At 38.0% G+C, this 23,489-nt stretch carries 18 protein-coding genes; 13 read left to right on the top strand and 5 right to left on the bottom strand.

Annotated elements, in window-relative coordinates:
- The first annotated feature begins 190 nt into the window (after positions 1 to 190).
- From ACJJVU_RS01285 to ACJJVU_RS01260, 6 genes are all read left to right on the top strand, one after another.
- Positions 191 to 3,298, top strand: coding sequence for a glycosyl hydrolase (locus tag ACJJVU_RS01285; protein ID WP_405221443.1), 3,108 nt, complete (start codon positions 191 to 193; stop codon positions 3,296 to 3,298).
- A gap of 121 nt (positions 3,299 to 3,419) precedes the next feature.
- On the top strand, positions 3,420 to 3,656 hold the full coding sequence (locus tag ACJJVU_RS01280; protein ID WP_339845871.1) for a hypothetical protein: 237 nt from the start codon (positions 3,420 to 3,422) through the stop codon (positions 3,654 to 3,656).
- Positions 3,641 to 3,934, top strand: a complete 294-nt coding sequence (locus tag ACJJVU_RS01275; RefSeq protein ID WP_339845869.1) for a type II toxin-antitoxin system RelE/ParE family toxin — start codon at positions 3,641 to 3,643, stop codon at positions 3,932 to 3,934. Before ACJJVU_RS01280 ends, ACJJVU_RS01275 begins: the two co-directional genes overlap by 16 nt.
- Positions 3,934 to 4,485 (top strand): CopD family protein, encoded by a 552-nt coding sequence (locus ACJJVU_RS01270; protein ID WP_405221439.1) that lies wholly within the window; start codon positions 3,934 to 3,936, stop codon positions 4,483 to 4,485. Before ACJJVU_RS01275 ends, ACJJVU_RS01270 begins: the two co-directional genes overlap by 1 nt.
- Positions 4,485 to 5,933, top strand: a complete 1,449-nt coding sequence (locus tag ACJJVU_RS01265) for a sensor histidine kinase (RefSeq protein WP_405221436.1) — start codon at positions 4,485 to 4,487, stop codon at positions 5,931 to 5,933. The genes ACJJVU_RS01270 and ACJJVU_RS01265 overlap by 1 nt, the downstream gene beginning before the upstream one ends.
- Positions 5,934 to 5,995: 62 nt before the next feature.
- The gene (locus ACJJVU_RS01260) at positions 5,996 to 6,766 is read left to right on the top strand and encodes an enoyl-CoA hydratase/isomerase family protein (RefSeq protein WP_405221433.1); all 771 of its coding nucleotides are present in this window, start codon (positions 5,996 to 5,998) and stop codon (positions 6,764 to 6,766) included.
- A 314-nt stretch (positions 6,767 to 7,080) separates the two neighbouring features.
- Here the strand turns inward: ACJJVU_RS01260 and ACJJVU_RS01255 are convergent, their stop codons facing one another.
- Positions 7,081 to 8,493, bottom strand: coding sequence for a Gfo/Idh/MocA family protein (locus ACJJVU_RS01255; protein ID WP_405221430.1), 1,413 nt, complete (start codon positions 8,491 to 8,493; stop codon positions 7,081 to 7,083).
- 374 nt (positions 8,494 to 8,867) lie between these two features.
- Between ACJJVU_RS01255 and ACJJVU_RS01250 the strand changes: the two genes are divergently transcribed.
- Positions 8,868 to 12,569 (top strand): carboxypeptidase-like regulatory domain-containing protein, encoded by a 3,702-nt coding sequence (locus ACJJVU_RS01250; RefSeq protein WP_405221427.1) that lies wholly within the window; start codon positions 8,868 to 8,870, stop codon positions 12,567 to 12,569.
- 84 nt (positions 12,570 to 12,653) lie between these two features.
- Positions 12,654 to 14,771 carry a prolyl oligopeptidase family serine peptidase gene (locus tag ACJJVU_RS01245; protein WP_405221424.1) on the top strand — a complete coding sequence of 706 codons (2,118 nt, stop codon included), beginning with the start codon at positions 12,654 to 12,656 and terminating at the stop codon, positions 14,769 to 14,771.
- 87 nt (positions 14,772 to 14,858) lie between these two features.
- On the opposite strand, the gene ACJJVU_RS01240 is transcribed toward ACJJVU_RS01245, so the two are convergent.
- Entirely contained in the window at positions 14,859 to 15,518 is a 660-nt protein-coding gene (locus ACJJVU_RS01240; RefSeq protein WP_405221421.1) for an HD domain-containing protein, read from the bottom strand.
- Positions 15,519 to 15,721: 203 nt separating this feature from the next.
- A complete protein-coding gene (locus ACJJVU_RS01235) occupies positions 15,722 to 16,135 on the bottom strand; it encodes a BrxA/BrxB family bacilliredoxin (RefSeq protein ID WP_108877581.1) in 414 nt (137 codons plus the stop codon).
- 199 nt (positions 16,136 to 16,334) lie between these two features.
- Here ACJJVU_RS01235 and ACJJVU_RS01230 point away from each other — a divergent pair, with 199 nt between their 5' ends.
- Positions 16,335 to 17,102: a TerB family tellurite resistance protein gene (locus tag ACJJVU_RS01230; protein ID WP_405221416.1), complete on the top strand. Its 768-nt coding sequence runs from the start codon at positions 16,335 to 16,337 to the stop codon at positions 17,100 to 17,102.
- Between the two features lie 80 nt (positions 17,103 to 17,182).
- Entirely contained in the window at positions 17,183 to 17,860 is a 678-nt protein-coding gene (locus ACJJVU_RS01225) for a haloacid dehalogenase type II (protein ID WP_405221414.1), read from the top strand.
- Between the two features lie 4 nt (positions 17,861 to 17,864).
- Here the strand turns inward: ACJJVU_RS01225 and ACJJVU_RS01220 are convergent, their stop codons facing one another.
- Positions 17,865 to 19,013 (bottom strand): lycopene cyclase family protein, encoded by a 1,149-nt coding sequence (locus tag ACJJVU_RS01220; RefSeq protein ID WP_405221411.1) that lies wholly within the window; start codon positions 19,011 to 19,013, stop codon positions 17,865 to 17,867.
- Positions 19,014 to 19,069: 56 nt separating this feature from the next.
- Here ACJJVU_RS01220 and pdeM point away from each other — a divergent pair, with 56 nt between their 5' ends.
- The 3 genes from pdeM (at position 19,070) to ACJJVU_RS01205 (ending at position 22,137) form a co-directional block, all read left to right on the top strand.
- A complete protein-coding gene (gene pdeM, locus ACJJVU_RS01215) occupies positions 19,070 to 19,702 on the top strand; it encodes a ligase-associated DNA damage response endonuclease PdeM (protein WP_405221408.1) in 633 nt (210 codons plus the stop codon).
- Positions 19,703 to 19,820: 118 nt separating this feature from the next.
- Entirely contained in the window at positions 19,821 to 21,248 is a 1,428-nt protein-coding gene (locus tag ACJJVU_RS01210; RefSeq protein ID WP_405221405.1) for a pyridoxal phosphate-dependent decarboxylase family protein, read from the top strand.
- An 88-nt stretch (positions 21,249 to 21,336) separates the two neighbouring features.
- Positions 21,337 to 22,137 carry a tryptophan-rich sensory protein gene (locus ACJJVU_RS01205; protein WP_405221402.1) on the top strand — a complete coding sequence of 267 codons (801 nt, stop codon included), beginning with the start codon at positions 21,337 to 21,339 and terminating at the stop codon, positions 22,135 to 22,137.
- On the opposite strand, the gene ACJJVU_RS01200 is transcribed toward ACJJVU_RS01205, so the two are convergent.
- Entirely contained in the window at positions 22,134 to 23,483 is a 1,350-nt protein-coding gene (locus tag ACJJVU_RS01200; protein WP_405221399.1) for a dihydrolipoyl dehydrogenase family protein, read from the bottom strand. The genes ACJJVU_RS01205 and ACJJVU_RS01200 overlap by 4 nt on opposite strands.
- Positions 23,484 to 23,489 lie beyond the last annotated feature (6 nt).

Here is a 23,489-nt window from a genome sequence, read left to right as displayed (position 1 = left end):
TGATGTGAGATCTCTCCTTCGTCGAGATGACGATTGTTTGTCATTTCTCCTTTGTTGAGATGATAATAATGACGTTAATTTTATAGAGATTATAGGGTATACGCTTTCGCGAAAGCGTTAAAAACTCATCCTTGCTTCTTACTTCATAGAGAATTGTGTAATTTTCTTAGCTATAACAAACACAATCCAAATGAAGACAAAATTATGCTACCTATTACTGGCAGTGTGTTCAGTACTATCTTTTGATACGTTCGCACAATCACCAGATCCTTCTACTTACGAAGCTTTAGAATATAGACTCATTGGTCCTTTCCGAGGTGGTCGAAGTGCTGCCGTTACTGGAGTGCCAGGTCAGCCTGACTTATTTTATATGGGAAGTACTGGTGGCGGTGTGTGGCGCACTACAGATGGTGGTAAAGAATGGGAAAATATCTCCGATGGATATTTTGGAGGTAGTATAGGAGCTGTTGAGGTTTCAAAAAGCGACCCAAACGTTATTTACGTAGGTGGTGGAGAGAAAACTCTCAGAGGGAACGTATCTTCTGGATACGGAATCTGGAAGTCTGAAGACGCAGGAAAAACGTGGATCCAGTCGGGTCTTAAAGAAAGCCGCCACGTGCCAAGAATACGTGTCCATCCTACTAATTCTGATATTGTATATGCTGGCGTTTTAGGTAATATCTATAAGCCTACACAAGAGCGCGGTGTTTATAAAAGTACAGATGGAGGGAAGACTTGGAAAAGAACCTTATTTTCAAATGCAGATAGTGGTGTAGTAGATTTAATTATAGACCCAAACAATCCACGTGTGTTATATGCAACAACTTGGAATGCTCGAAGAACACCTTATAGCTTGAGTTCTGGTGGAGAAGGATCTGCCGTATGGAAAAGTACAGATAGTGGTGAAACGTGGAAAGAGATTTCTACAAATGATGGTTTTGCCGAAGGTATCTTGGGTATTATGGGAATTACTGTTTCACCAGCAAACAGTAACCGACTATATGCAATGGTAGAAAACCAAGAAGAGGGTGGTTTATACACATCTACAGATGCAGGAACAACTTGGAAAAAAATAAACGATGAGCGCAAATTGCGCCAGCGTGCTTGGTATTACACACGTCTATATGCAGATACTAAGGATGAGAATACGGTGTACGTATTAAACGTGCGTTACCATAAATCTACAGATGGAGGTAAAACTTTTAGTACGCATAACGCACCACACGGAGATCACCATGACTTATGGATATCTCCAGAAGATCCTAACCGAATGATTATAGGTGACGACGGTGGCGCACAAGTGTCTTATGACGGTGGGCGTTCTTGGAGTACGTATATGAATCAGCCTACGGCTCAGTTTTACCGTGTGACCACAGATAATGCATTTCCATACAGAATTTATGTAGCACAGCAAGATAATAGTACAATACGCATCCCACACAGAACAGAAGGTGGATCTATAGGAGAGACAGACTGGGAAAGCACCGCGGGAGGAGAGTCGGCACATATTGCGGTAGATCCAGAGGATAATGAAATTGTGTATGGAGGTAGTTACGACGGATTCTTAACGCGTGTAAACCACGAGAAAAACACGGTACGTAGCGTATCTGTATGGCCAGATAACCCGATGGGACATGGTGTAGAAGATATGAAATACCGCTTCCAGTGGAATTTTCCTATCATTTTCTCAAAACATAACCCTAAGAGGTTGTACACATTCTCACAAAGCGTGCATGTAAGTGAAAACGAAGGTCAAAGCTGGGAAGTAATAAGTGGTGACCTTACGACAAACGATCCAGAAAAAATGAAATCTTCTGGAGGACCTATCACACAAGACAATACCTCTGTAGAGTACTACTGTACCATATTTGCAGCAGCAGAGTCTCCTATGAAGGAAGGACTATTGTATGTAGGTAGTGATGATGGACTTGTACACGTTACTCGTAATGGAGGACAATCTTGGGAAAACGTAACGCCTAAAGGGATGCCAGAAAATATGATGATAAATAGCGTAGAGCCATCTGCCTTTGAAGAAGGAACTGCTTACGTGGCAGGAACTAGATACAAACTAGGTGATTTTGCTCCTTATTTATATAAAACCACAGACTACGGAAAGTCGTGGAAAAAAATCACCAATGGTATACCAGCAGAGCATTTTACACGTGTAGTGCGAGAGGATCCTAAGCAAAAGGGATTATTATACGCCGGTACAGAAACGGGAATGTACATCAGTTTTGACGATGGTAAAAACTGGAAATCGTTCCAACTTAACTTGCCTATCGTTCCTATTACAGACCTTACGATTAAGGATGATAACCTCATAGTAGCAACACAAGGACGTAGCCTTTGGATTATAGATGACCTTGGGATGTTGCATCAGTCCGCTTTCGCGAAAGCTGGAACAAATAAATTATTTAAGCCAAAACCAACCTACAGAATGGGCGGAAACGGTGGAAAATCAAGCCTGACTACTGGAACTAATCATCCAGGTGGTGTGATGACTTACTTCAACTTGAAAGAGTTTGACACTAAGAAAGATACCGTGACGCTATCTTATATGACGATGGCTGGTGATACACTCAAGTCGTTTAGCACAGGTGCTAAGAAAAAAGGTGAAAAGCTGAAAGCTAAGAAAGGTGGGAATATGTTTGCATGGAACACACGTACAGACGGCGCCGAAAAGCTTGATAAAATGGTATTATGGTGGGCAAGTTTAGAAGGACCTAAAGCGGTACCTGGAAATTATAAAGTAGCTCTTAATGTTAATGGTGAGGTGCAAACAGAAACGTTTGAGATAGTGGCAAATCCAAATGCAGAGGCTACGGTAGCAGATATGCAAAAGCAACATGACTTTATATCTGATGTAAATAAATCTGTAGACAGAGCGCACCAAAGCATAAAAAAGATTAAGAAAATTAATAATCAGCTCAAGTCGTTTACTACGCAATACAAAGACGATGGACGTACTGCAGATTTGCGTGAGAAAGCAAATACAATGCAAGAAGAGTTTGGTAAGATTGAGAAGGAATTATATCAAACTAAGAATCGCTCAGGACAAGATCCACTTAACTTCCCTATTAAGTTAACAAACAAACTAGGGCACTTAAATAGTCTTGTGGGTATGGGAGATTTTGGGCCTACAGATCAAGACGTAGCTGTAAAGAATGAACTTACGGCAGCCATAAATACACAGCTTGATGCCTTTGACACAATGCTAGATGCAGAGGTAACTAAATTTAATGATGAGTTTAATAGCTTGAAGTTAGATTACCTTTTTGTGGAGGATGCAAAGGAGTAGGTAAAGTAATTTTATTATTTGAAAGGCGCAGAAGAAATTCTGCGCCTTTATTGTTTTGTGTACTATTACCCTAAAATCCTCATATCATAATTTCCTTTATCTTTGTTAGAAAGCCACTATTATGGACTTAGATGCAACTAAAATCAAACTCGTAGAACTCTTACTTAAAGTGAAAGAGGAGGGCACTTTGTATAAAATAAAGAGCATTCTTGATGAAGAAGCGCCTACAGATTGGTGGGATAATTTAAGTAACGAAGAAAGAGCAGCTATTGAGCTTGGAAAAAAGCAAGCAGATGAGGGTTTATTGATTCCGCACGACGAGGTAATGAATGTTTTTGATAAATGGCGTACAAAGTAACGTGGACGCCTAACGCGAAGGAAGGTCTTCAAGATGTTATTCTTTATCTTGAACAAGAATGGACTTCAAAAGAAATTTTAAAATTAGATATTGCTATTTCTGCTACGGTAAAAACGATTTCCTCAAATCCATTAAGTTTTCCTCTTTCATCAACAGTATTTGAGGTACATAAAGCAGTTGTAGATAAAAATAATTTTATAGCTTACGAGGTCTTACAACATATTAATGAAGTAAGAATATTAGCTTTTCAAAGTACTAAGAAACTCCCTAAATACTAATGGCAGAATACTACTTTTATTTTAAATCCCTACACATCATCTTCGTAGTCACTTGGTTTGCAGGTTTGTTTTACATGCCGCGTCTTTTTGTATATCAGATAGAAGCTAGTGAAAAACCGTCGCCAGATAAAGAAATACTTGGCAAGCAACTTGGCTTAATGGCACACCGCCTTTGGAAGATAATTACAGGCCCCTCTATGGTGCTTACTGTGATTTTTGGGAGCTTGATGTTTTATATAAGCCCTGGTCTTTTTAGCGCTCCGTGGATGCATATTAAACTAGCATTCATAGTACTCGTATTTTTATATCATTGGAAAAGTTGGCGTATACATAGAAGTTTACAAGAGGGAGTTTTTAAATACTCATCCCGCCAGATGAGACTGTGGAATGAAGGCGCAACGCTTATCTTATTTGCAGTGGTTTTCCTTGCAGTCACAAAAAGCACAACCAATTGGATTTTTGGAATGGTAGGCCTCGTAGGTTTGGCAGTATTGTTGATGTTAGGCATTAAATTGTATAAGAAAATACAAGACAAAAACCCAAATGCTTAATGCTCACTTTTAATCGTACCTCACTAGGAACAAAGATCTTTACTTCCATGCTCACGCTGGTATTGATTGCCTTTTTAATGATAGCAGGGGTCACTTATTTTCAATATAAAGAGCAGATAAGAGATTATAATGAGGAGCGATTAGAGCGCAAGGAGTCTTCCATAAGAAAGACAATAGATTTTGTTTTGAATAATACTAGCTACGAACTCAAAACCGAAAAAATCCCATATATCTTTAAGGAAAAGATCTATGAGATTGCAAGTATACAAGGTGAGAATATCAGTATGTATGACCTTGAGGGAGAGCCATTGATATCATCAAAGGATCAACTATTTGATAGCCCAGAACAAAAGAAGCTTTGTCTAGAAACACTCCAAAATCTTGAAGAATCTGAAGAAAAGAGATACGTAAATCAGCTAGATGGAGAAGTATCACAACAGCTTTCATACTCATTTATAAACGATCCCAAATATAAACCACTGGCTATATTAGAAATCGAGTATGAAGATAGCGAGGCTTTTATCAATAAGGAGCTTCGTGAGATTTTATGGCGTCTTGTGGTTGTAAATATATTGATGGTCATCACAGCTATTCTACTAGCGTATTTTCTGGCTAGATATATTACAAAAACACTCAAAACGGTAGAGGATAATATCAAAGAAACTCAACTAGACAAACGTAACGAGAAAATTGATACTACAGAGCTCCCATCAGAACTTACAACATTGGTCAATGCCTATAATCGTATGATTGATGAGCTAGAAGGCAGTGCTGTGAAGCTTGCGCAAAATGAACGAGAAGCCGCTTGGAGAGAGATGGCAAAGCAGGTGGCTCATGAGATTAAAAATCCGCTCACGCCTATGCGGCTTACGGTGCAGAGTTTTGAGCGCCGTTTTGACCCAGAAGATCCAGAGGTTCACGGTAAAATTAAGGAATATAGCAAGACACTTATTCAGCAAATTGACACGATGAGTAGTATTGCTAGTGCTTTTTCGAACTTTGCAGATATGCCAGCGCAGCAAAGCGAGATTCTTAATGTGCCTAATATTGTAAAGCTTTCCGTAGATATATTTAATGAGCGTTACATCTATTTCTCTAGTGAAAAGGAAGAGCTGTTTGCAAATTTTGACAGGACGCAACTGATTCGCGTGGTTACTAATCTCGTGAAGAATGCAGTACAAGCTACAAAAGACACAGATAACCCTAATATTATCGTAGCAGTACAAGAGCTAGATACTAAGGTCGAGATTAGTGTTATAGATAATGGAACTGGCATTACAAAAGAAAATGAAGCTAAAATATTCGAACCTAAATTTACTACCAAATCAAGTGGGATGGGACTAGGACTAGCAATGGTAAAAAATATTATGGAGACCTATAATGGAAGTATTACCTTTACTTCAGAAGAAGGAAAAGGAACCATTTTTAAGGTTGTTTTTCCAAAATAAGACGTCTCAAGGCGTAGCGATTAAGGCTTATACGAACCAACATTAAAAATCAACATAGTACTATGTACAATAATATTCTTTCAACTACAGAAAACGGTATCACTACCATCACAATCAATCGTCCATCTAAGCTTAATGCTTTAAACAAAGAGACTATTGAGGAACTTCATAACGCTTTCGCGAAAGCGGAAGAAGATGCAACCGTACGCGTTGCAATTATAACCGGTTCTGGCGAAAAAGCTTTTGTAGCAGGAGCAGATATCTCTGAGTTTGCAAATTTCTCAGAGTCTGAAGGGGCAGAACTTGCTCGCATGGGACAAGAAATGCTATTTGATTATGTAGCAGATATGGGAACTCCAGTTATCGCTGCAATTAATGGTTTTGCGCTAGGCGGCGGACTAGAACTTGCGATGGCGGCACATTTTAGAATAGCTAGTGATAATGCACGTATGGGACTGCCAGAAGTAGGCCTAGGAGTTATCCCTGGATATGGAGGTACACAACGTTTACCACAATTAATAGGTAAAGGACGTGCAATGGAGATGATTATGACTGCAGGAATGATAGACGCAAATACTGCACTTGATTACGGTCTTATCAATCATATTGTAGCACAAGAAGAGCTTCTGCCACTTGCAGAAAAGCTAGGAGGTAAAATCATGCGTAATTCACCTATGGCAATCGCAGCAGCAATTAACGCAGTAAATGCCGGATTTGAAGATGGTGTAGATGGTTATGACACGGAAATTGAAGAATTTGGAGGTTGTTTTGGAACCGACCAGTTTATTGAAGGAACAACAGCATTTCTTGAGAAGAGAAAGGCTGAGTTTTAGAAAGAAAGAGTAATATCTCGTTATAAATTTAGAGGTTCGTCTATCTTTAGATAAAATAATCACAACGCTACGTTCTTGATAAATAGATTGGGATACTGAAATGGATGATTATTTAAAAACAACTATTTAAAATCAGGTATTATGGCAAAGAGTAAAGATTCAAAGAAGAACGTGAAGAAAGAACCTACTAAAACTGCCAAAGAGAAAAAAGCAGAAAAGAGAGAGAAAAAAGCAAAATAGGCCATTTTATTCATTTCCATAAAAAAATCCGTAATTGTATGATTGCGGATTTTTTTTGTTTTTAAATGAAATAATTATAACTCCCATCCCTCGCGGTAGTCACGCTTCACCCAAGCATTTGCTTCCTCATAATTAATTACACGCATATTATCTCCGTCCCACTTAATCGTACGACGTCCAGGATAATTATACGGATCCCAGTCTCCTGATTTTTTACCTTCTTTCAATTCTTTGTGTTGGTAAGCTTTAATCGCAAGATTGCCCATAAGTACAGCTTCTGTAAGCGGCCCTCCATAAGAAAATGGTGATGAGGTAGTACCGCCATTGATACAGGCCTCAATCCACTCTCCTGCGTGACCAGCGGTTACCCTTTTTATAGTTTGCGGTATTTCCGCCATATCGTTCATACGCTCGCTAGGTAGTAGTCGCGGGTTTGCACTATAGGTATCTGTAACCATAATCCCATCACTACCGTGAAAAATGCTACCACCACCGCCATCACCTGGCTTCTCACCTTCTCCTAGTTCGCTAGGTAAATCCGGCATAATCCCTCCATCATACCAGTTTAGGCCCACGTCACCTTGCGTAGGCGAGTTAAACTTTAATCGTACTATAGAACTTGGTGGGCAAGCCTCGCGATAATCTGCCTCCACAAAATCACCAGACCAAATGCTCGTACAACTAGCCTCGGCTTCATAAGGAAAACCTAAATTTAATGCTTTAAATGGAGTTTCCATAATGTGGCAACCCATATCTCCCATGGCTCCTGTACCAAAATCCCAAAAGCCACGCCACTTAAAAGGCAGATAATTTTCATTATAAGGTCTATAACTAGCAGGTCCTAACCATAAATCCCAATCTAGGTTTTCGGGCACTGGATGTCCTTCTGTTATGTGTTTAAATCCTTGTGGCCACACCGGACGATTAGTCCAGCAATCTACGCGGGATACAGTGCCAATTACTCCGGAGTTAATCCATTCCTGCGCTATTCTAATCCCATCGCCAGAAGCTCCTTGGTTTCCCATCTGGGTTACAATGCCTTGTTGTTGTGCTACGGTTGCCATTAAGCGAGCCTCATAAATATTATGCGTAAGAGGCTTCTCTACATAGGCATGTTTATTCTCACGCATAAAAGGTAATGCGATGGTAGCATGCGTGTGGTCTGGTGTTCCCACCATTACAGCATCTATTCCTTTAATATGATTGTCAAATAACTCCCTAAAGTCTCTATACGTTTTGGCTTTAGGATGCATGGCATAGCTCGCAGCACCCATCTTATCATCTACGTCACACATAGCTACAAACTTCACTTTACCATAGTTTGTAAGATCATTTACCACGCCACCTCCGCGACCACCCACTCCTATTGCTCCTATATACAAAGTATCAGAAGGAGGCACGTGATTTCCACCTAGCACAAAGCTGGGGACGATAGTAAAAGCAGCACTAGCTGCAGCACTTTTTTGAAGAAAGGAACGACGTTTCATAAGGGTTGCTTGTTTGAATCTCTCCTAAAGATATTGAAAATCAATTGGATATAATGTTTAATAGGGGTTGTTGCGCTTTCGCGAAAGCGTACACAACAACCATAATTTAAAAAGAATAAATATTCTTTGTGAGCGGTATACCACTGGCAGCATTGGCTAAATTGTATTTTGAATAATTATGTAAATAGTAAAGTTTACTTGGTGTAAACCAATTATTTTTTGAGATTAAATGTTTGATATGTGGATGTCTACTAATATCAATTATATCATGCTAATTATATGTAAAGTGAAGATAATGAGCGAGTAAATGTAAATTTATAGTGGTTTTGGCATCTTTTTTGTTAAAATAGCTTAATCAATCAAAAATCACTTTTATGAAACAATTTACTTTTTTAATCATTCTTTTTTTTAGTTCTCTATGTAGTGCTCAGTATGTAATAACTATAGAGGCTAATATTATTGACAGCGATACTCGTTTAGGTATTCCATATGTGAATGCTGGTTTCGTGGGTAAAGCAATTGGAACCGTAACTAATAAAGATGGTTTAATGTCCTTGCAATTTGATGAAAGTAAAATTGTAGATAGCGATATCATCCAATTTTCAGTTGTAGGGTATAAAACACAGAGCTATTCTTTTGAAGAATTGGTTAGTAAATTTCAAAAAGATAACACTATTGAACTCATTAAAGATGTCTATGGTTTAGATGAAGTGATGCTGACTTCAAAATGGGGAAAAGCAGTGCGATTTGGGTCTAAACAGCGCACTAATGAATTATTAGCCTACTGGAAAGATAAGGAGGCATTAGGGGGAGAAATAGCTAGCTTTATTAAGATTCCAAAAGGAAGGCATAAATTATCAAAGGTTAGCTTCAATGTTGTTGAAAATATTTCCGATAGTATAAAAATACGTGTGAATATTTATAATTACGATAAAGGATTCCCAAGAGAGCAATTTCTGTCTAAGCCTATCTACCATACTATTTCTTCTAGGGGTGGTATTGAAACTATAGATTTGATACCAGCTAATATTGTTGTAAGTCAAGATATAGTTCTAAGCATAGAGCTCCTAGAAGTTTATGGTGAAGAGTTAGGTCTTGCAATCTCTCAAAGTCTTAATTCAAAACGATCTTTTTTAAGGTCGGTCAGTCAAGACGGTTGGGTTAAACAAAATTCAAACGGTGTAGATTTATCTATACTAGCAAAGCCATCACTTCAAAATGATTCTGAGATTTCTAACATCAAGGTGGATCGTGTTTCTATTCTTTGGGATGTATCTAGGTCAATGATGGATCGATCTTTAGATAAGGAAATAGAACTCTTGAAAGAATATTTAGGTGATGTCAACCCTACAGAGGTTGATGTAATTGTTTTTAGTAATACAATAAATGATAAAAAATCTTTTAATTACGGATCATCGCAGGAAGACTTATATCGGTTTTTAGAGAATCAATCATATTTTGGTAATACAGATGTTAGTGAATTGGCAGAAACTCCTCAAAATTCTGATGTGACTTTTTTATTTTCTGATGGGTATATTAATTTGGGGAGTCATGATCCTATATATACATCCGGGGATTTTATAGTTGTGAGCAGTACTCCGAGTGCTAATCACATAGTTCTCAATGAATGGGCTCAATATAATGAGGGTAAGTACATACCATTGTACAATAGAAAAATAAAAGAAGCCAAAAGTTTACTGAATACATCTGACGGTGTATTTATTGAGACTATTGAGATTTCGGAAAATGATAATAATACGATATCAGGAACCGTGTACTTTGATGAGCAACCACTTTCGGGAGTTTTAGTAAGTATGAATAATACTTTTAAGGAGGTTAGAACAGATCGTAGTGGGCGTTTTAAAATCTCTACTAAAAAAGGGGATGTATTAAATTTTGAATTCCTAGGTATGGACTCAAAACAAGTAGTTGTTGAGGACAATATAAGAGATCTCTCGATAAGGTTAACTAAATCATTTGATGTTCTCAATGAGGTGGTATTAACGGGTAGTGGTGCTGTAAATAAGAATAAGCAATCTTCTGTTGAAGAAGCTTATGGTATATTGACAAAAGAGGATTTTCCTTCAGGAGCAAAGTATGTAGCAGATGTTTTAAAAATTGTTCCGGGATTAACGGTAAAAGGAACTGGTCGATTTGCTCAATTTATAACTAATGTTAATCCAATAGGATATTTTATTGTAGATGATATTCCTTTTACATCATTGCCACTATATCTCGACGCTAGCTCTATTTCTAGCATATATGTAATGCCAGGTGATATGGCATACTTTAAATATGGATCTGCAGCCAGCAATGGAGCAATCATAATCAATACAATAGTAAATAAAGAGGCAAATAGCGCCTTAGTAAAAGGGAATGATTATGAAGGAAACCTTTCTCAATTAGACTATTCTAACTCAATAAATAGTTTTGAGAAAAAACTTTCTGACAAGGTGATAGGTGTTGATAAAAAAATTGAAGTTAGAGGAAAAGTTTTATTAAATAACAAACCTGTTTATGGATGCTATGTTATTGAAAAGGGATCACTTAATGAGGTGATAACAGATAGTAATGGTGAGTTTGTAATCACTACTCAAGAGGGTGCTATTTTAAGTTTTGAGTATAAAGACACTAAGGCAAAGGAAACCATTATTTTAGATAACTCGTTCTTAAAAGTGGAACTAGAATCTCAGTATGAGATATTAAATGAAGTAGCTCTTACTGGTGAGGCAAAACAAAAGAAAGATAAAAACTTAACTGATAAGGAAAAGAGACTTGCCCAAAAAGATAGATCCGGGATAGGATATCAATCGATAGATAAGGAAGACTTTAATCCAGGTGGTTTTTCATTTCTAGCAGACCTAATAAGAGGACGTTTTCTTACTATTCTCGTTAAAGGAGAAGGTGATCAAGCAACCTATCATACTAGAAAGCGATCATCAATTCTACAAGGTGATGAGATTCTATTTGCTGTAGATGGAGTGTTGACTCAAACACCTCCTACATTTCTTGATTTAAATAGAATTGAAAATATAACATTTAAGTCTACACTAGCGGGAACCAATAAGTATGGTGCGCTAGGACGAAACGGAGTTATAGAAATTACAACTATGGGTGGAGAGTTTATAGATACTAAAGAATCACAAAGTGCACTCGCAAAAAATAATGATTATCAAGAAGGTGCAAAAATTTTTTCGTCGTCTAGAAAGACTGGAATATACAATGCAGCAACTACGGAAAATCTAAAAACATTGCAGCAGCAGTTTTTGAATAAAATTGACGAAGATCCTTTAGATGTAAATAACTATATAGCTTATTATAGGGTTTTAGAACCGCTAGACAAAGATCAAGCAGTTAGAGGACTAACAACAATCTTAGACATAGCAGACAGTAATACAAGGGTGTTAAGGTCGCTTGCTTTTTTTTTAGAAGAACAGAATTTATATAAACAAGCTTTAAAAATACATGAGCGTGTTTTAGAATTAGCTCCAGAAGAGTCGCAGTCACACCTCGATATTACACAGTCGTATAAAAGAGAAGGTAAATTTGTTAAGAGTTTTGAAACTCTCAAAAGGATACTCTCTGCAGATTCTACCACTTATAATATTTCTCCAGAACTCATTAAGATAGCTGACACAGAACTAAGACATCTTCTTACTAAAAATAAAGATCGTATAAATTATGATGAAGTGCCTTCGGCATTTTATGAGACGGTACAATTAATTGATAAAAGGATTTTAATTGAATGGAATGACCCTCAAATGGAGTTTGATTTACAGTTTGTAAACCCTGCAAAAAAATTCTACAATTGGTCACAAAATTTGAGTACACCAGATAAATCTGATGTTATCACTAATGGTTTGTTATCAAAGGAATTTATAATTGATGATGACTCTAATAAAGGTGAGTGGATTATAAATATCACAAATAACACTTTTAAGAAGTCAAGAGTACCTCTCTTCGTAAAGATGACGATACAATCGAACTATGGCGGTATTGATGAGCAAGAACAAATCTTGATTATACCTATCTCTCAGTTAGATCAAAAATACACAGTTCAAAAAATCACAATGTAGATTGCTATTATAAAAGCTTCTTTTCATTAAGTAATTTATACTTTACTATGTTATACGCTTTCGCGAAAGCGTAATAGAGGAGCTATGAAAAAGGCCTGTAAAAATACAGCAGTCAGCGCCACACTTGAAGAAAATAAGATTTCTATAACAAGTGTAAAACTAAAAATGAAGTATCTTGGGACTATTACAAATGATAACATCTCAGGAACCTACACTCAGCTAGGTACTGACTATCCATTACAATTAATGAAAACAGAAAAAACACTTCCAGGAAATACATCATTACCGTCATCAAGCGAGGCACTTGCAAAGCTAATTGCGCAAGAAGATGGGGATTTTAAATATAAAGTAGAAGATTACTTCCAGACGCCAGAAGCATATGCGTTTAAACTTTCACCAGATGGAAAGTACTTGTCGTACATGAAGCGTAGAGAAGATGGAAAAAGAGATTTATTTCTTAAAAATACTGCTACACAAACTGAAATCAAGCTTGTAGAACAGCAGGAAGATTTAATACGTAGCTACTTCTGGGCAAGTGAAGATCGCATTGTGTACTCTCAAGATAAAGGAGGTGATGAAAACTACCATCTTTTTGGAGTAAATCTAGACGGTAGCGGTAATGAAGAGTTAACACCTTTTGATGAGGTACGCGTAGCCGTACTAGCTGTTCTTAAAGAAGATAAAGATCACGTTATCGTGCAGATGAATAAGGACAATCCTGCACAAGAGGAGCCTTATAAATTAAACATCAACACGGGTGCTATTGAGAAGCTGTACACCGTACATGAGGGAGATGCACCGGTAGCAGGATACGATTTTGACAAGCATGGAAACTTACGTGCAATCTCAAGAATTATCAATGGGATAGACATGGAGTTGCTTTACAATATAGACGGTGAGTTTGTAAAAATAATGGAAGTCCCTTTTGGAGAAACTTTCGGTATCAGTCGTTTTGATTATGCTTCAGATAATCCGGATGCGGCTTATGTGGTTTCTAATCTTGAGACAGATAAAATAGAGATTCAGCGTTATGACTTGCGAGCAAATAAGGTGCTGGCAACGATGTACAAGGATGAGACATATGATGTGAGCGGAATTACGCTTTCGCGAAAGCGTAACTACGAGATTGATTATTTTTCGCACAATGGTGAGAAAGCGGTTATCGTACCTGTAAGTGACACCTATAAAAAGGTGCAAAAGCGTTTGCAGAAAGATTTTGGCGACAAAGATTTTTACGTTGTAGGACGCACAGATGATGAGAGTAAAATGATGGTGGTAGTAACGAGCGATCGCATTATAGGCGAGTATCACCTCTATGATGTGGAAGAGGATACGGTAACGTTACTGTATAAAATTCTTCCTCAGCTTGAGGAGCAAGATATGGCTGCAATGACTCCTATCACTTTTAAGAGTCGTGATGGGATTACATTACACGGGTATGTTACCATGCCTAATGGAGTTAAAGAAGGTCAAAAAGTGCCTATGATTGTAAATCCGCATGGAGGACCGCAAGGAATACGTGATAGCTGGGGTTTCAACCCAGAAGCACAATTATTTGCAAGCCGAGGGTATGCTACGCTAGCAGTAAACTTTAGAATTTCTGGCGGATATGGTAAGGAATTTTACACCTCTGGTTTTGGACAAATAGGTCGTAAAGCGATGGATGATGTAGAAGATGGTGTTGATTATGCAGTTTCCCTTGGACAGATTGACAAAGATAAAGTTGCTATTTACGGTGCAAGTCACGGTGGATATGCCGTGCTACGCGGAATGACCAAAACACCAGAAAAATATGCTTGTGGTGTTGATTATGTAGGTGTAAGTAACTTGCATACTTTTATGGAAACTATCCCGGCGTACTGGGAGAAGTATCGTGATATGTTGCATACCATCTGGTACAATCCAAACAAACCAGAAGAGAAGAAAATCATGGATGAGATTTCTCCAGCCTTGCATGTGGACAAGATTGTAAAGCCACTATTTGTAGTGCAAGGAGCAAATGATCCTCGAGTAAATATAGACGAGGCAGATCAAATTGTGGAGCAGTTAAGAGCTCGCGGAGTCGAGGTGCCATACATGGTGAAGTATGATGAGGGTCACGGTTTTGGGAAAGAAGAAAACACGCTAGAATTGTACAAAGCAATGATGGGCTTCTTTGCAGAGCACTTAAAACAAGAAGAAGTTGTTGCTCTTAAAAAGTAGATTATATTTTACGCTTTCGCGAAAATTTGAATAAAAAAAACCCTGAATGTCATTTGACATTCAGGGTTTTTAATGAGATATAATCTGCTATTTTAATCCTTCCCACTCGGCATAAAATTGGGCTAGGAAGCCTTCCATATATTGGTGACGTTTCTCTGCCATTTTCTTACCGGTTTTGGTGTTCATTCTATCTTTTAATAGTAATAGCTTTTCATAAAAGTGATTGATGGTAGGAGCGGTACTTTTTTTATACTCCTCTACTGTCATATCTAGCTGAGGCGCTATTGCTGGATCGTAGAGTTTTCTGTTTTTAAACCCACCGTAGTTAAAGGTACGTGCAATCCCTATGGCTCCTATTGCGTCTAGTCTATCTGCATCTTGTACTACATCAAGCTCTGGGGATGTAAACGCTTGTGCTTTGTTTCCTCCTTTAAAAGAGATGTTTTTTATAATCTGTACGACATGCTCAATCACGGTACTATCGCAGTTTTGACTTAACAGAAACTCTGTAGCCATTTTTGGAGCAATGGTCTCATCACCATTAAAAAATTTGGAATCTGCGATGTCATGTAATAATGCACCAAGAGCTACTACGAGAGGATTTACTTTTTCTCCTTCGGCAATCTTTACGGCGCTTTTATACACCCGTTCTATATGAAACCAGTCGTGACCACCTTCGGCGTTTGCAAGGGTAGTTTTTACAAAGGTGATGGTGTTGTCTATGAGTTCTTGGTGTTCTTGTGTCATCTTTAGAAGGAATAGGATAGATTATAATCTCAAATGTCGGCAGTTTGATTCATACCTACAAGGTTACTTACGGCAAAACTATGCAGTTTGAATTGTTACTTTTTCGCGAAAGCGCACTGATAACAAAATTCATACGCATAAAAAAACCACCCTAAAAAGAGTGGCTTATTTTTTATTGCCGTCTAGCGACTAAAGTCTACAGACTACTTTACGTGCTCGTTAAAAGCATCCATAAGGTTTTCTGCAATCATTTCTGCAGGTCTTCCCTCAATGTGGTGACGCTCTAACATATGTACTAATTCGCCATCTTTAAAAAGCGCCATAGAAGGGCTTGATGGAGGAAATGGTACCATAAAAGAACGAGCAAGATCTGTTGCCTCGCCGTCTACTCCTGCAAACACAGTAAATAAGTTGTCTGGCGTCTTCCCGTTTACTGTAGCATGTACAGCAGCTGGACGTGCATTACGAGCAGCACAACCACAAACAGAGTTTACAACCATAAGGGTCGTTCCTTCTTTTTTCATTGCAGCGTGTACGTCGTCTGTTGTATGTAATTCTGTGAAGCCATTTCTGGTAAGATCTTCACGCATAGGTTTTACTAAATCTGGTGGATACATAATCAATATATTTTGATAACAAAGGTACAAAAAGTGTTCCTCCTTTGTATGACGGAAAATATGGCAGATTCTTACAATTATTTCCTACCGCTTTTATAACAAGCTGTAACTATGGCACAAAAGCGTAACAAACAGAATTTGCTCTCGTCTAATCTTAAGAACTCGTAGATTTGCAGTTCTAAAAGATTGAAAAGTACATATGACTAAATATATAGGAGCCGTAGTAGGTTGGTTTTTGGCACGTGGGTTTTTTGGCGCTGTCATAGGCTACTTTATCGGTAGTGCGATAGACATGATGATGAGTAAGAATAAGGGCGAATCTGAAGGTGGATCTCGTGGGCAACGCTTTAAAGACGTTTTTGAGCAAGCCACACAGCAGAATGTCTCACCTGGCGATTTTGAACTTAACTTGCTTTCACTCGCATCTATCGTGATCAAGGCAGATGGAAAAATAAGCCAGACAGAGCTAGACTATGCTAGAGCCTACTTTGTGAGAGCATATGGAAAGGAGCGAGCAAATGCAACCTTTAGAACTTTTAATGATGTGATTAAAAATCGTGAGATTTCGGCATCAAACATATGTACATACCTTAATGCGAGAACACGTTATGAGGTGCGATTACAGATTTTACACTTCTTATTTGGCATCGCAGGAGCAGATGGGCAAATAAGTCAGCCAGAGGTAAATGTGCTGGGTACAATTGCAGGATATTTTAGAATCAACCATCAAGATTTTGAGAGTATCAAAAACATGTTTGTTAAGAAAGCAGACAGTGCCTATAAAATACTTGAAATAGATAAATCTGCTAGTAATGATGAGGTGAAAAAAGCCTTTAGAACCATGGCCAAAAAATATCACCCAGATAAACTTATGGACATGGATGAAGCCTACCGAAAGGGTGCCGAGGAGAAGTTTAGAAACGTGCAAGAAGCTTACGAGCAGATTCAAAAAGAACGTGGCATTTAACGTCTTTCTTAGTATAACCTTACTATTTCTTTAAGATACATTGTGTAAAGCACTGACTAACTTTGCAGCAAAACAATGTTATGAAGACGCCTTCCGTATTATTTTTTGATGTTAACGAGACACTTTTAGAGCTTACAGCTTTAAAAAAAAGTATCACTACTGTTTTAGATGGGAGAGAGGAGCTTGTGCCATTATGGTTCAGCACGTTATTACATTACTCACTAGTTGAAAACGTAACAGGAGATTATAAAGATTTTAGCGAGATAGGTGTCGCAGCATTGCAAATGGTAGCCGCAGGCAATGATATTACCATTACAAAGGAGCAAGCTGAAGATGCGGTAATTAAGCCTTTTAAAAGTTTGATGCCTTATAAAGAGGTAAAACAAGCATTAGAGGCACTCAGGGATCAAGGCTTCAAGCTCGTTGCGCTCACAAATTCATCAACTTCTGGACTAGCCGATAAGTTAGCATATGCTGGAATAAAAGATAATTTTGACACCTTGTTGAGTTGCGAGACTGTAGGAGCTTTTAAACCTAGCTTAGAAGTTTATAGTTGGGCACTTTCAAAATTGAATGTACAAGCAGAAGATGCTATGATGATTGCTGCTCACGGTTGGGATATTACTGGTGCAAAAAAAGCAGGAATGCAAACTACGTTTATAAGCAGGCCAGGTAAACAAATGTATCCACTAGCTCAAAAGCCAGATTATACTGTCGATACACTCGATGGTCTGGTAGACATCTTTTCAAATAAATAACCTACTACTTTTTAAATAACACCTCAAATGCTCCTTTTATAAAAGGAATTTTAGGCGCACTTAAAATAACTGCAAGCTCGTCTTTATAGGATGATTCTTCATCTAGAAATTTAAAGATATGTGCGGCTTTTCCTTTTTTAAACATGCGTGTGAAAATCTCTGCACCACGTTCATTGTGCGCAGCAAGCACTTCAAGTAATACGCCATCATAAAAAGTCCAGCGGTTTTTAAGGCTATAATTTTTTAGAGGTTTACCACTTTTTAAAAAATCAATAAGCGCTGCCGATTTTTTCAAGGTGTGCTTAAAAGTATATCCTGTACTCGCTTTAGTCCACCCGCCTGCGGTACCTATATGTAGCACATGCTTGCTATTATGTTGAGCAAAATCATAAGTGGTCATAGGGATACTCCCGTATTCTTGATCTGTGATTTCATAATCTGTTACTCCAAGATTATTTAAATAATCTTTTATAGCTTTTTCATATTCTTCCTTTGGGAGTAAATCTTTAGAAAACAATGTGTACTCTACAAGTGCTTCGTGAGTCGAAGTAGGAAGTACATACATAAATCTGCAATTACCATTTTGAGGTATGCTAAAATCCATGTACGTTGCTACTTTAGGGTTAAAAACAGCCTTGTCAGTTTTTACAAACCAGCCTATAAAGTGCTGTTGCAATACCACAGCTTCTTGCTGATTTTCTAATTGCTTTGGTTTGTAAATGCTATTTAAAATTGTGGTAGCATGATATTCAAGATCAACAGTTTTTGCTATTGCTCCGTTTTCTTTTTCAGTGACTTGTGTTACTTTACCTTGTATAAACGTGATATTGCTATGTTGCGATAATTCCGCTTTCGCGAAAGCGTATAATTGTTCACTCTCCACCTTTTTGTAGGTATATGGAGATATGTCTATGGTCGTACTTTGTTTATTTCCTTTAATGAGCACCGAAGGCCAAGAGTAAGAAACGACACTTTCAAATAGATCTGGAATGGTCTCCCAAAAACACCAAGTGCGATCGTTTTTTTTATGGAGATCTTGATCGATGATAGCAATAGACACATTTTTAAAAAAAGGATCTCTTGCCATACGAAGCGCTGTTGTTAGTCCAGAAAGACCAGCACCTAGAATAATATAATCGTATTGATTTTGCACATGATAAAGATACGGGGAAGTTGTAAAAGAAGTAGCGTCATTTGTAACTTTACAAAGTGACTCAAACTACAATATTTAATAATACATTTTTACTACATCCTACTGGCGCAATGTACTGGAAGGAGCAAGATGTATTACTCATCGCCGATGTGCATTTTGGGAAAGTAGCTCATTTTAGAAAACACGGTAGTGCCGTTCCTCAAGAGGCGATACAAACTAATTTTGAGCAGTTGGATAAAGCAATTGCTTATTATAACCCTAAGGAGGTTTGCTTTCTAGGAGACTTATTTCACTCTGATCTTAATATAGAATGGGCTTATTTTGAAAAATGGATAAGTGACCAGACTGTGAGATTCACGCTGGTGATTGGAAATCATGACATCATCTCTCCATTACGATTTGAAGGACTGGGCATTACAATTTATGACGAAAGAATCATTGATGGTTTTTTACTCACGCACCATCCTGAAGAACGAGATGGGCTATATAATTTTTGTGGTCATATTCACCCAGGAGTTCGACTGCAGGGTATGGGAAGACAAGCGCTAAAAATGCCTTGTTTTTTCAAGAAGAAAAGCCAACTCATATTACCTGCCTTTGGAACTTTTACAGGTAATTATTTATTAGAACCAGAAGAAGGAGATGAGGTATTTGTACTAACTCCAAATGAAGTAATTTTAATAGCATAATTTATGTGCAGCATCATGAGGAAATACTAGTTCCTGCAATCTTCTTTTTAATTACCACGGCACACATTTTTAATGGTCTGAGCAATAGTCTAACTTTGCAGCTTTAATACAACAGGTGATGGATAAAGACAAATTAGAGCTTTCAAAAGAAGAAATGACTGCCTACGGATACCGTATTGTAGATGCCGTAGTAGAACATTTTGACACACAAAATAGTAAGTTTCCTTTGGCTTCTGGAACTCGTGAAGAAATGGATAAGATGTTTCTAGAAGAAGCGCCAGAAAAAGCTTCAGATCCACAAGAAGTACTTGAATTTGTGATAGAAAAAGTGATGAAACAAAGTGCGATTTCTACGCATCCTAAGTCTTTTTCATTTGTTCCGGGACCTAGTAACTACGTGAGTGCTATGTCTGACACGCTAGCTACAGGATTTAATATATTTTCTGGAGGCTGGTCACAATCACCACCTGCAGCAGAGCTAGAGATTGTAACTATAAGTTGGTTACTCAAGATTTTTGGTTTTCCAGTAAAAAAAGGAGGAGGGATCTTTACAAGTGGAGGATCTATGGCAAACCTTACTGCTATTGTTACTGCTCGTCGTGTGATGTGCGGAGAAGATTTTGCAAATGCAGTTATTTATCTTTCAGATCAAGCACACTCATCAAATATTAAGGCGCTACGTATCGTAGGCTTTACGAAAGATCAAATACGATTAATCCCAACAGATTCAGAGTTTAAATTTTCCACTATAAAACTTCGTAGTGCTATCGCTCGTGATAGACTGGAAGGATACAATCCGTTTTGTGTAATTGCTACCGCAGGAACTACAAATACGGGAACAGTAGATCCTCTTACTGAAATTTCAAAAATCTGTAAAGAAGAGAAACTTTGGTTCCACATAGATGGAGCATATGGAGGAGCGGCGATTCTTGCAAAAAACGGAAAGGAACTTTTAAAAGGTATTTCAAAAGCAGATTCTCTTACTGTAGATCCGCATAAGTGGTTTTTCCAACCTTATGAGATGGGTTGCTTGTTAATACGCAATCACAAATACCTGAAAAGTACTTTTGTTGAGAAGCCAGAGTACTTAAGAGATATAGAAGGTAATGAATCTGAGATTAATTTTTATGATCACGGTGTCCAACTAACAAGACGTTTTAGAGCACTTAAATTCTATATGTCTTTAAAAACTTTTGGACTAGAAGGATTTAGAAATGCCATTACATACAACATTAAAATAGCCGAAAAGACCGAAAAGCTACTCCGTAAAAGTAAAAAGTGGGAGATTGTATCACCTGCTACGCTTGCGATTATTAATTTTAGGTACAATCCCTTAGGAAATAAATTTTCAGAGAAGCAACTAGATGAACTCAACCAGAAAATCTCTGGTATGGTAACAGCATCTCGTGAGGCTCAACTAGTAACTACGATACTTAATAAGCAAGTAGTGCTGCGTATGTGTTTAATTAATCCGCGCACTACTTTTGCCGACGTACAAGATACGCTTACACTTTGCGAGAAATTTGCAGATGAGATTTTAGGATAAGCAAAGCCTTGGTTTTGTGAATATTTTAGCAGTAGCTATGGGTGTTTGAAGATAGTAGCCTATGTAACTTTACTAAAAATCAGTGATTATGAAAAAGACCTATGCGATTGTAAATTTTCTTTCTGTGTTATTGGTTCTTGCTGTAAACGGACTTTCACAAGCCCAGCGCTGGAACGATACTACCATAGGCGAGGCATCTGATAAGTATGAGAATTTATTTACGCCAGCAGGATATGCATTTTCTATCTGGGGTGTCATTTTCTTAATGCTATTAGGGTATTCACTTTTTCAAATTCGCCGCGCTTTCTTTAGTAAAAAAGAATCTCCTTTCATTGTACAGACTGGCTGGTGGTTTGCTATTGCAAATTTTCTTAATGCGGCATGGGTGGTTGCCTTTACGTATGACTACATAGGATTATCTGTACTTATCATGCTAGGAATTTTGTCTAGCTTAATTCTAGTAATCTCGCGTACTAATATGGAACGATGGGATGCTCCTGTTGAAGTTATAGGACTTGTGTGGTGGCCTATTTGCATCTATTCTGGATGGATTGCAGTAGCAACTATTGCAAATTTTTCCGCCTTTTTTGCAAGTATAGGTTGGACCGGAGGACCGCTTAATGAAGTAGTATGGACTATGGTGATGATCACAATTGCAGTACTTATAAACGTACTTATGGTGTGGATGCGCAATATGCGCGAGTTTGCACTAGTAGCTGTGTGGGCACTTGTCGCGATATTTATAAGACATAAAGATCAGCATGAAAGCATTGCTTATTATGCATTATTAGGAGCAGTAGTGTTAGTAATAATTACAATGTTACACGCCTTTAAGAATAAAGAAACCGCTCCTCATTTAAAATTCAAGGAACGGTTTCTTGATAATTAAACCATACTCTGCATATCACTAGCAAACGTAGGATATGCAAAAATCGTTTCTCTAAACTGTGTACACGTCATCTTTTGCTGTATTGCCATAGCAAATAGATTAATCATCTCACTTGCCTCTGGTGCAAGTATCTCTGCGCCTAAGATTTCATCGTTAGGGCCTTTTATGGTTTTGTAGCAATAGTCTGGTGAGTTAAGACGCTTTATACTAAACCAGTCTGGAACATGCTCTTCTAGCACTTTGTATTCAATTCCTTGTGCCTTTGCTTGTTCTTCGGTTAAACCTACAATAGCGAGTTGTGGCGTGGTATAAACCGCGGTAGGAATCGCAGGAAAGGTATATGCTTTGCGCTCGCCAGTTGCGAGTTGTATCCCTACATGTTTTCCTTCTAAACTAGAAAGCGGAGTTAATGGTAAAGAGCCACTATCTGCCACATCACCACATGCATACACATTAGGATTAGAGACGCTCTGTAAGTATTTATTCACCTTGATTCCTCTGGAGGTTGCTTCCACGTTACCTTTGTCAAGGGCGAGCATGTCAATAGAAGGAACACGTCCAGAAGTATTAAAAACCATTTCGGCTTTTAGTTCATGCTCTTTTCCGTCTTGCTTGTAATAGACACGTGTGTTTTTTTGAAGCATTTCCGCCCCTATTACATCTGCTTCAAAAATGAACTTAATTCCTATATCTGAAGATGCTTTCTGGAGCTGGTCTGTGATTTGCTCGTCAAACATTTTTAGCACACGCTCGCCTCGATCTATTACAGTAACATTTACACCACAACGAGCAGCAATATGTGCAAATTCCATGGCGATATAACCTCCACCTACAAAGATGATGCTTTCTGGAAGCTCTGGAAGCTCAAGAAAATCGTCTGATGTTTTAAAAAGCTCAGCTCCTTTAAAGTGAAGTGGTCTTGGGATAAGTCCGGTGGCAATTACCACTTTATCTGCAGTCACCTTTTTGCCTTCTACAATGAGTAATCCTTCTTCTATAAATTCTGGAGACTGGTGATACATGGTAATCCCAGCTTGTTCGAGAGAATCTTCTGTTTTTACAGGCATTGCAGAAACAAATTTTTCCTTAAATTTTTGCAGCGCTTGCCAGTTTATAGTAGCTACGTCTGTAACTCCTACCTCTGCCATGTGCGAGGTGCGAGCAATAATTTCGCTAGCGTTGAGTAATACTTTTTTAGGATCGCAGCCTCTATTTGCACATGTACCGCCAAACTCACGATTATCTGCAATAGCTACTTTCATTCCTGCCTTTGCGCAGCGCGTTGCCACCTGTCTTCCCGCACTTCCTGTACCTATAACAAATATGTCGTAATGTTCAAATCCCATCTTTTC

Origin of the sequence: Dokdonia sp. Asnod1-B02, assembly GCF_045063955.1 — a bacterium.
GTDB lineage: Bacteria > Bacteroidota > Bacteroidia > Flavobacteriales > Flavobacteriaceae > Dokdonia.
The sequence above is the reverse complement of the archived record's forward strand: the minus strand, read 5'-3'. Positions and strand labels throughout refer to the sequence as shown.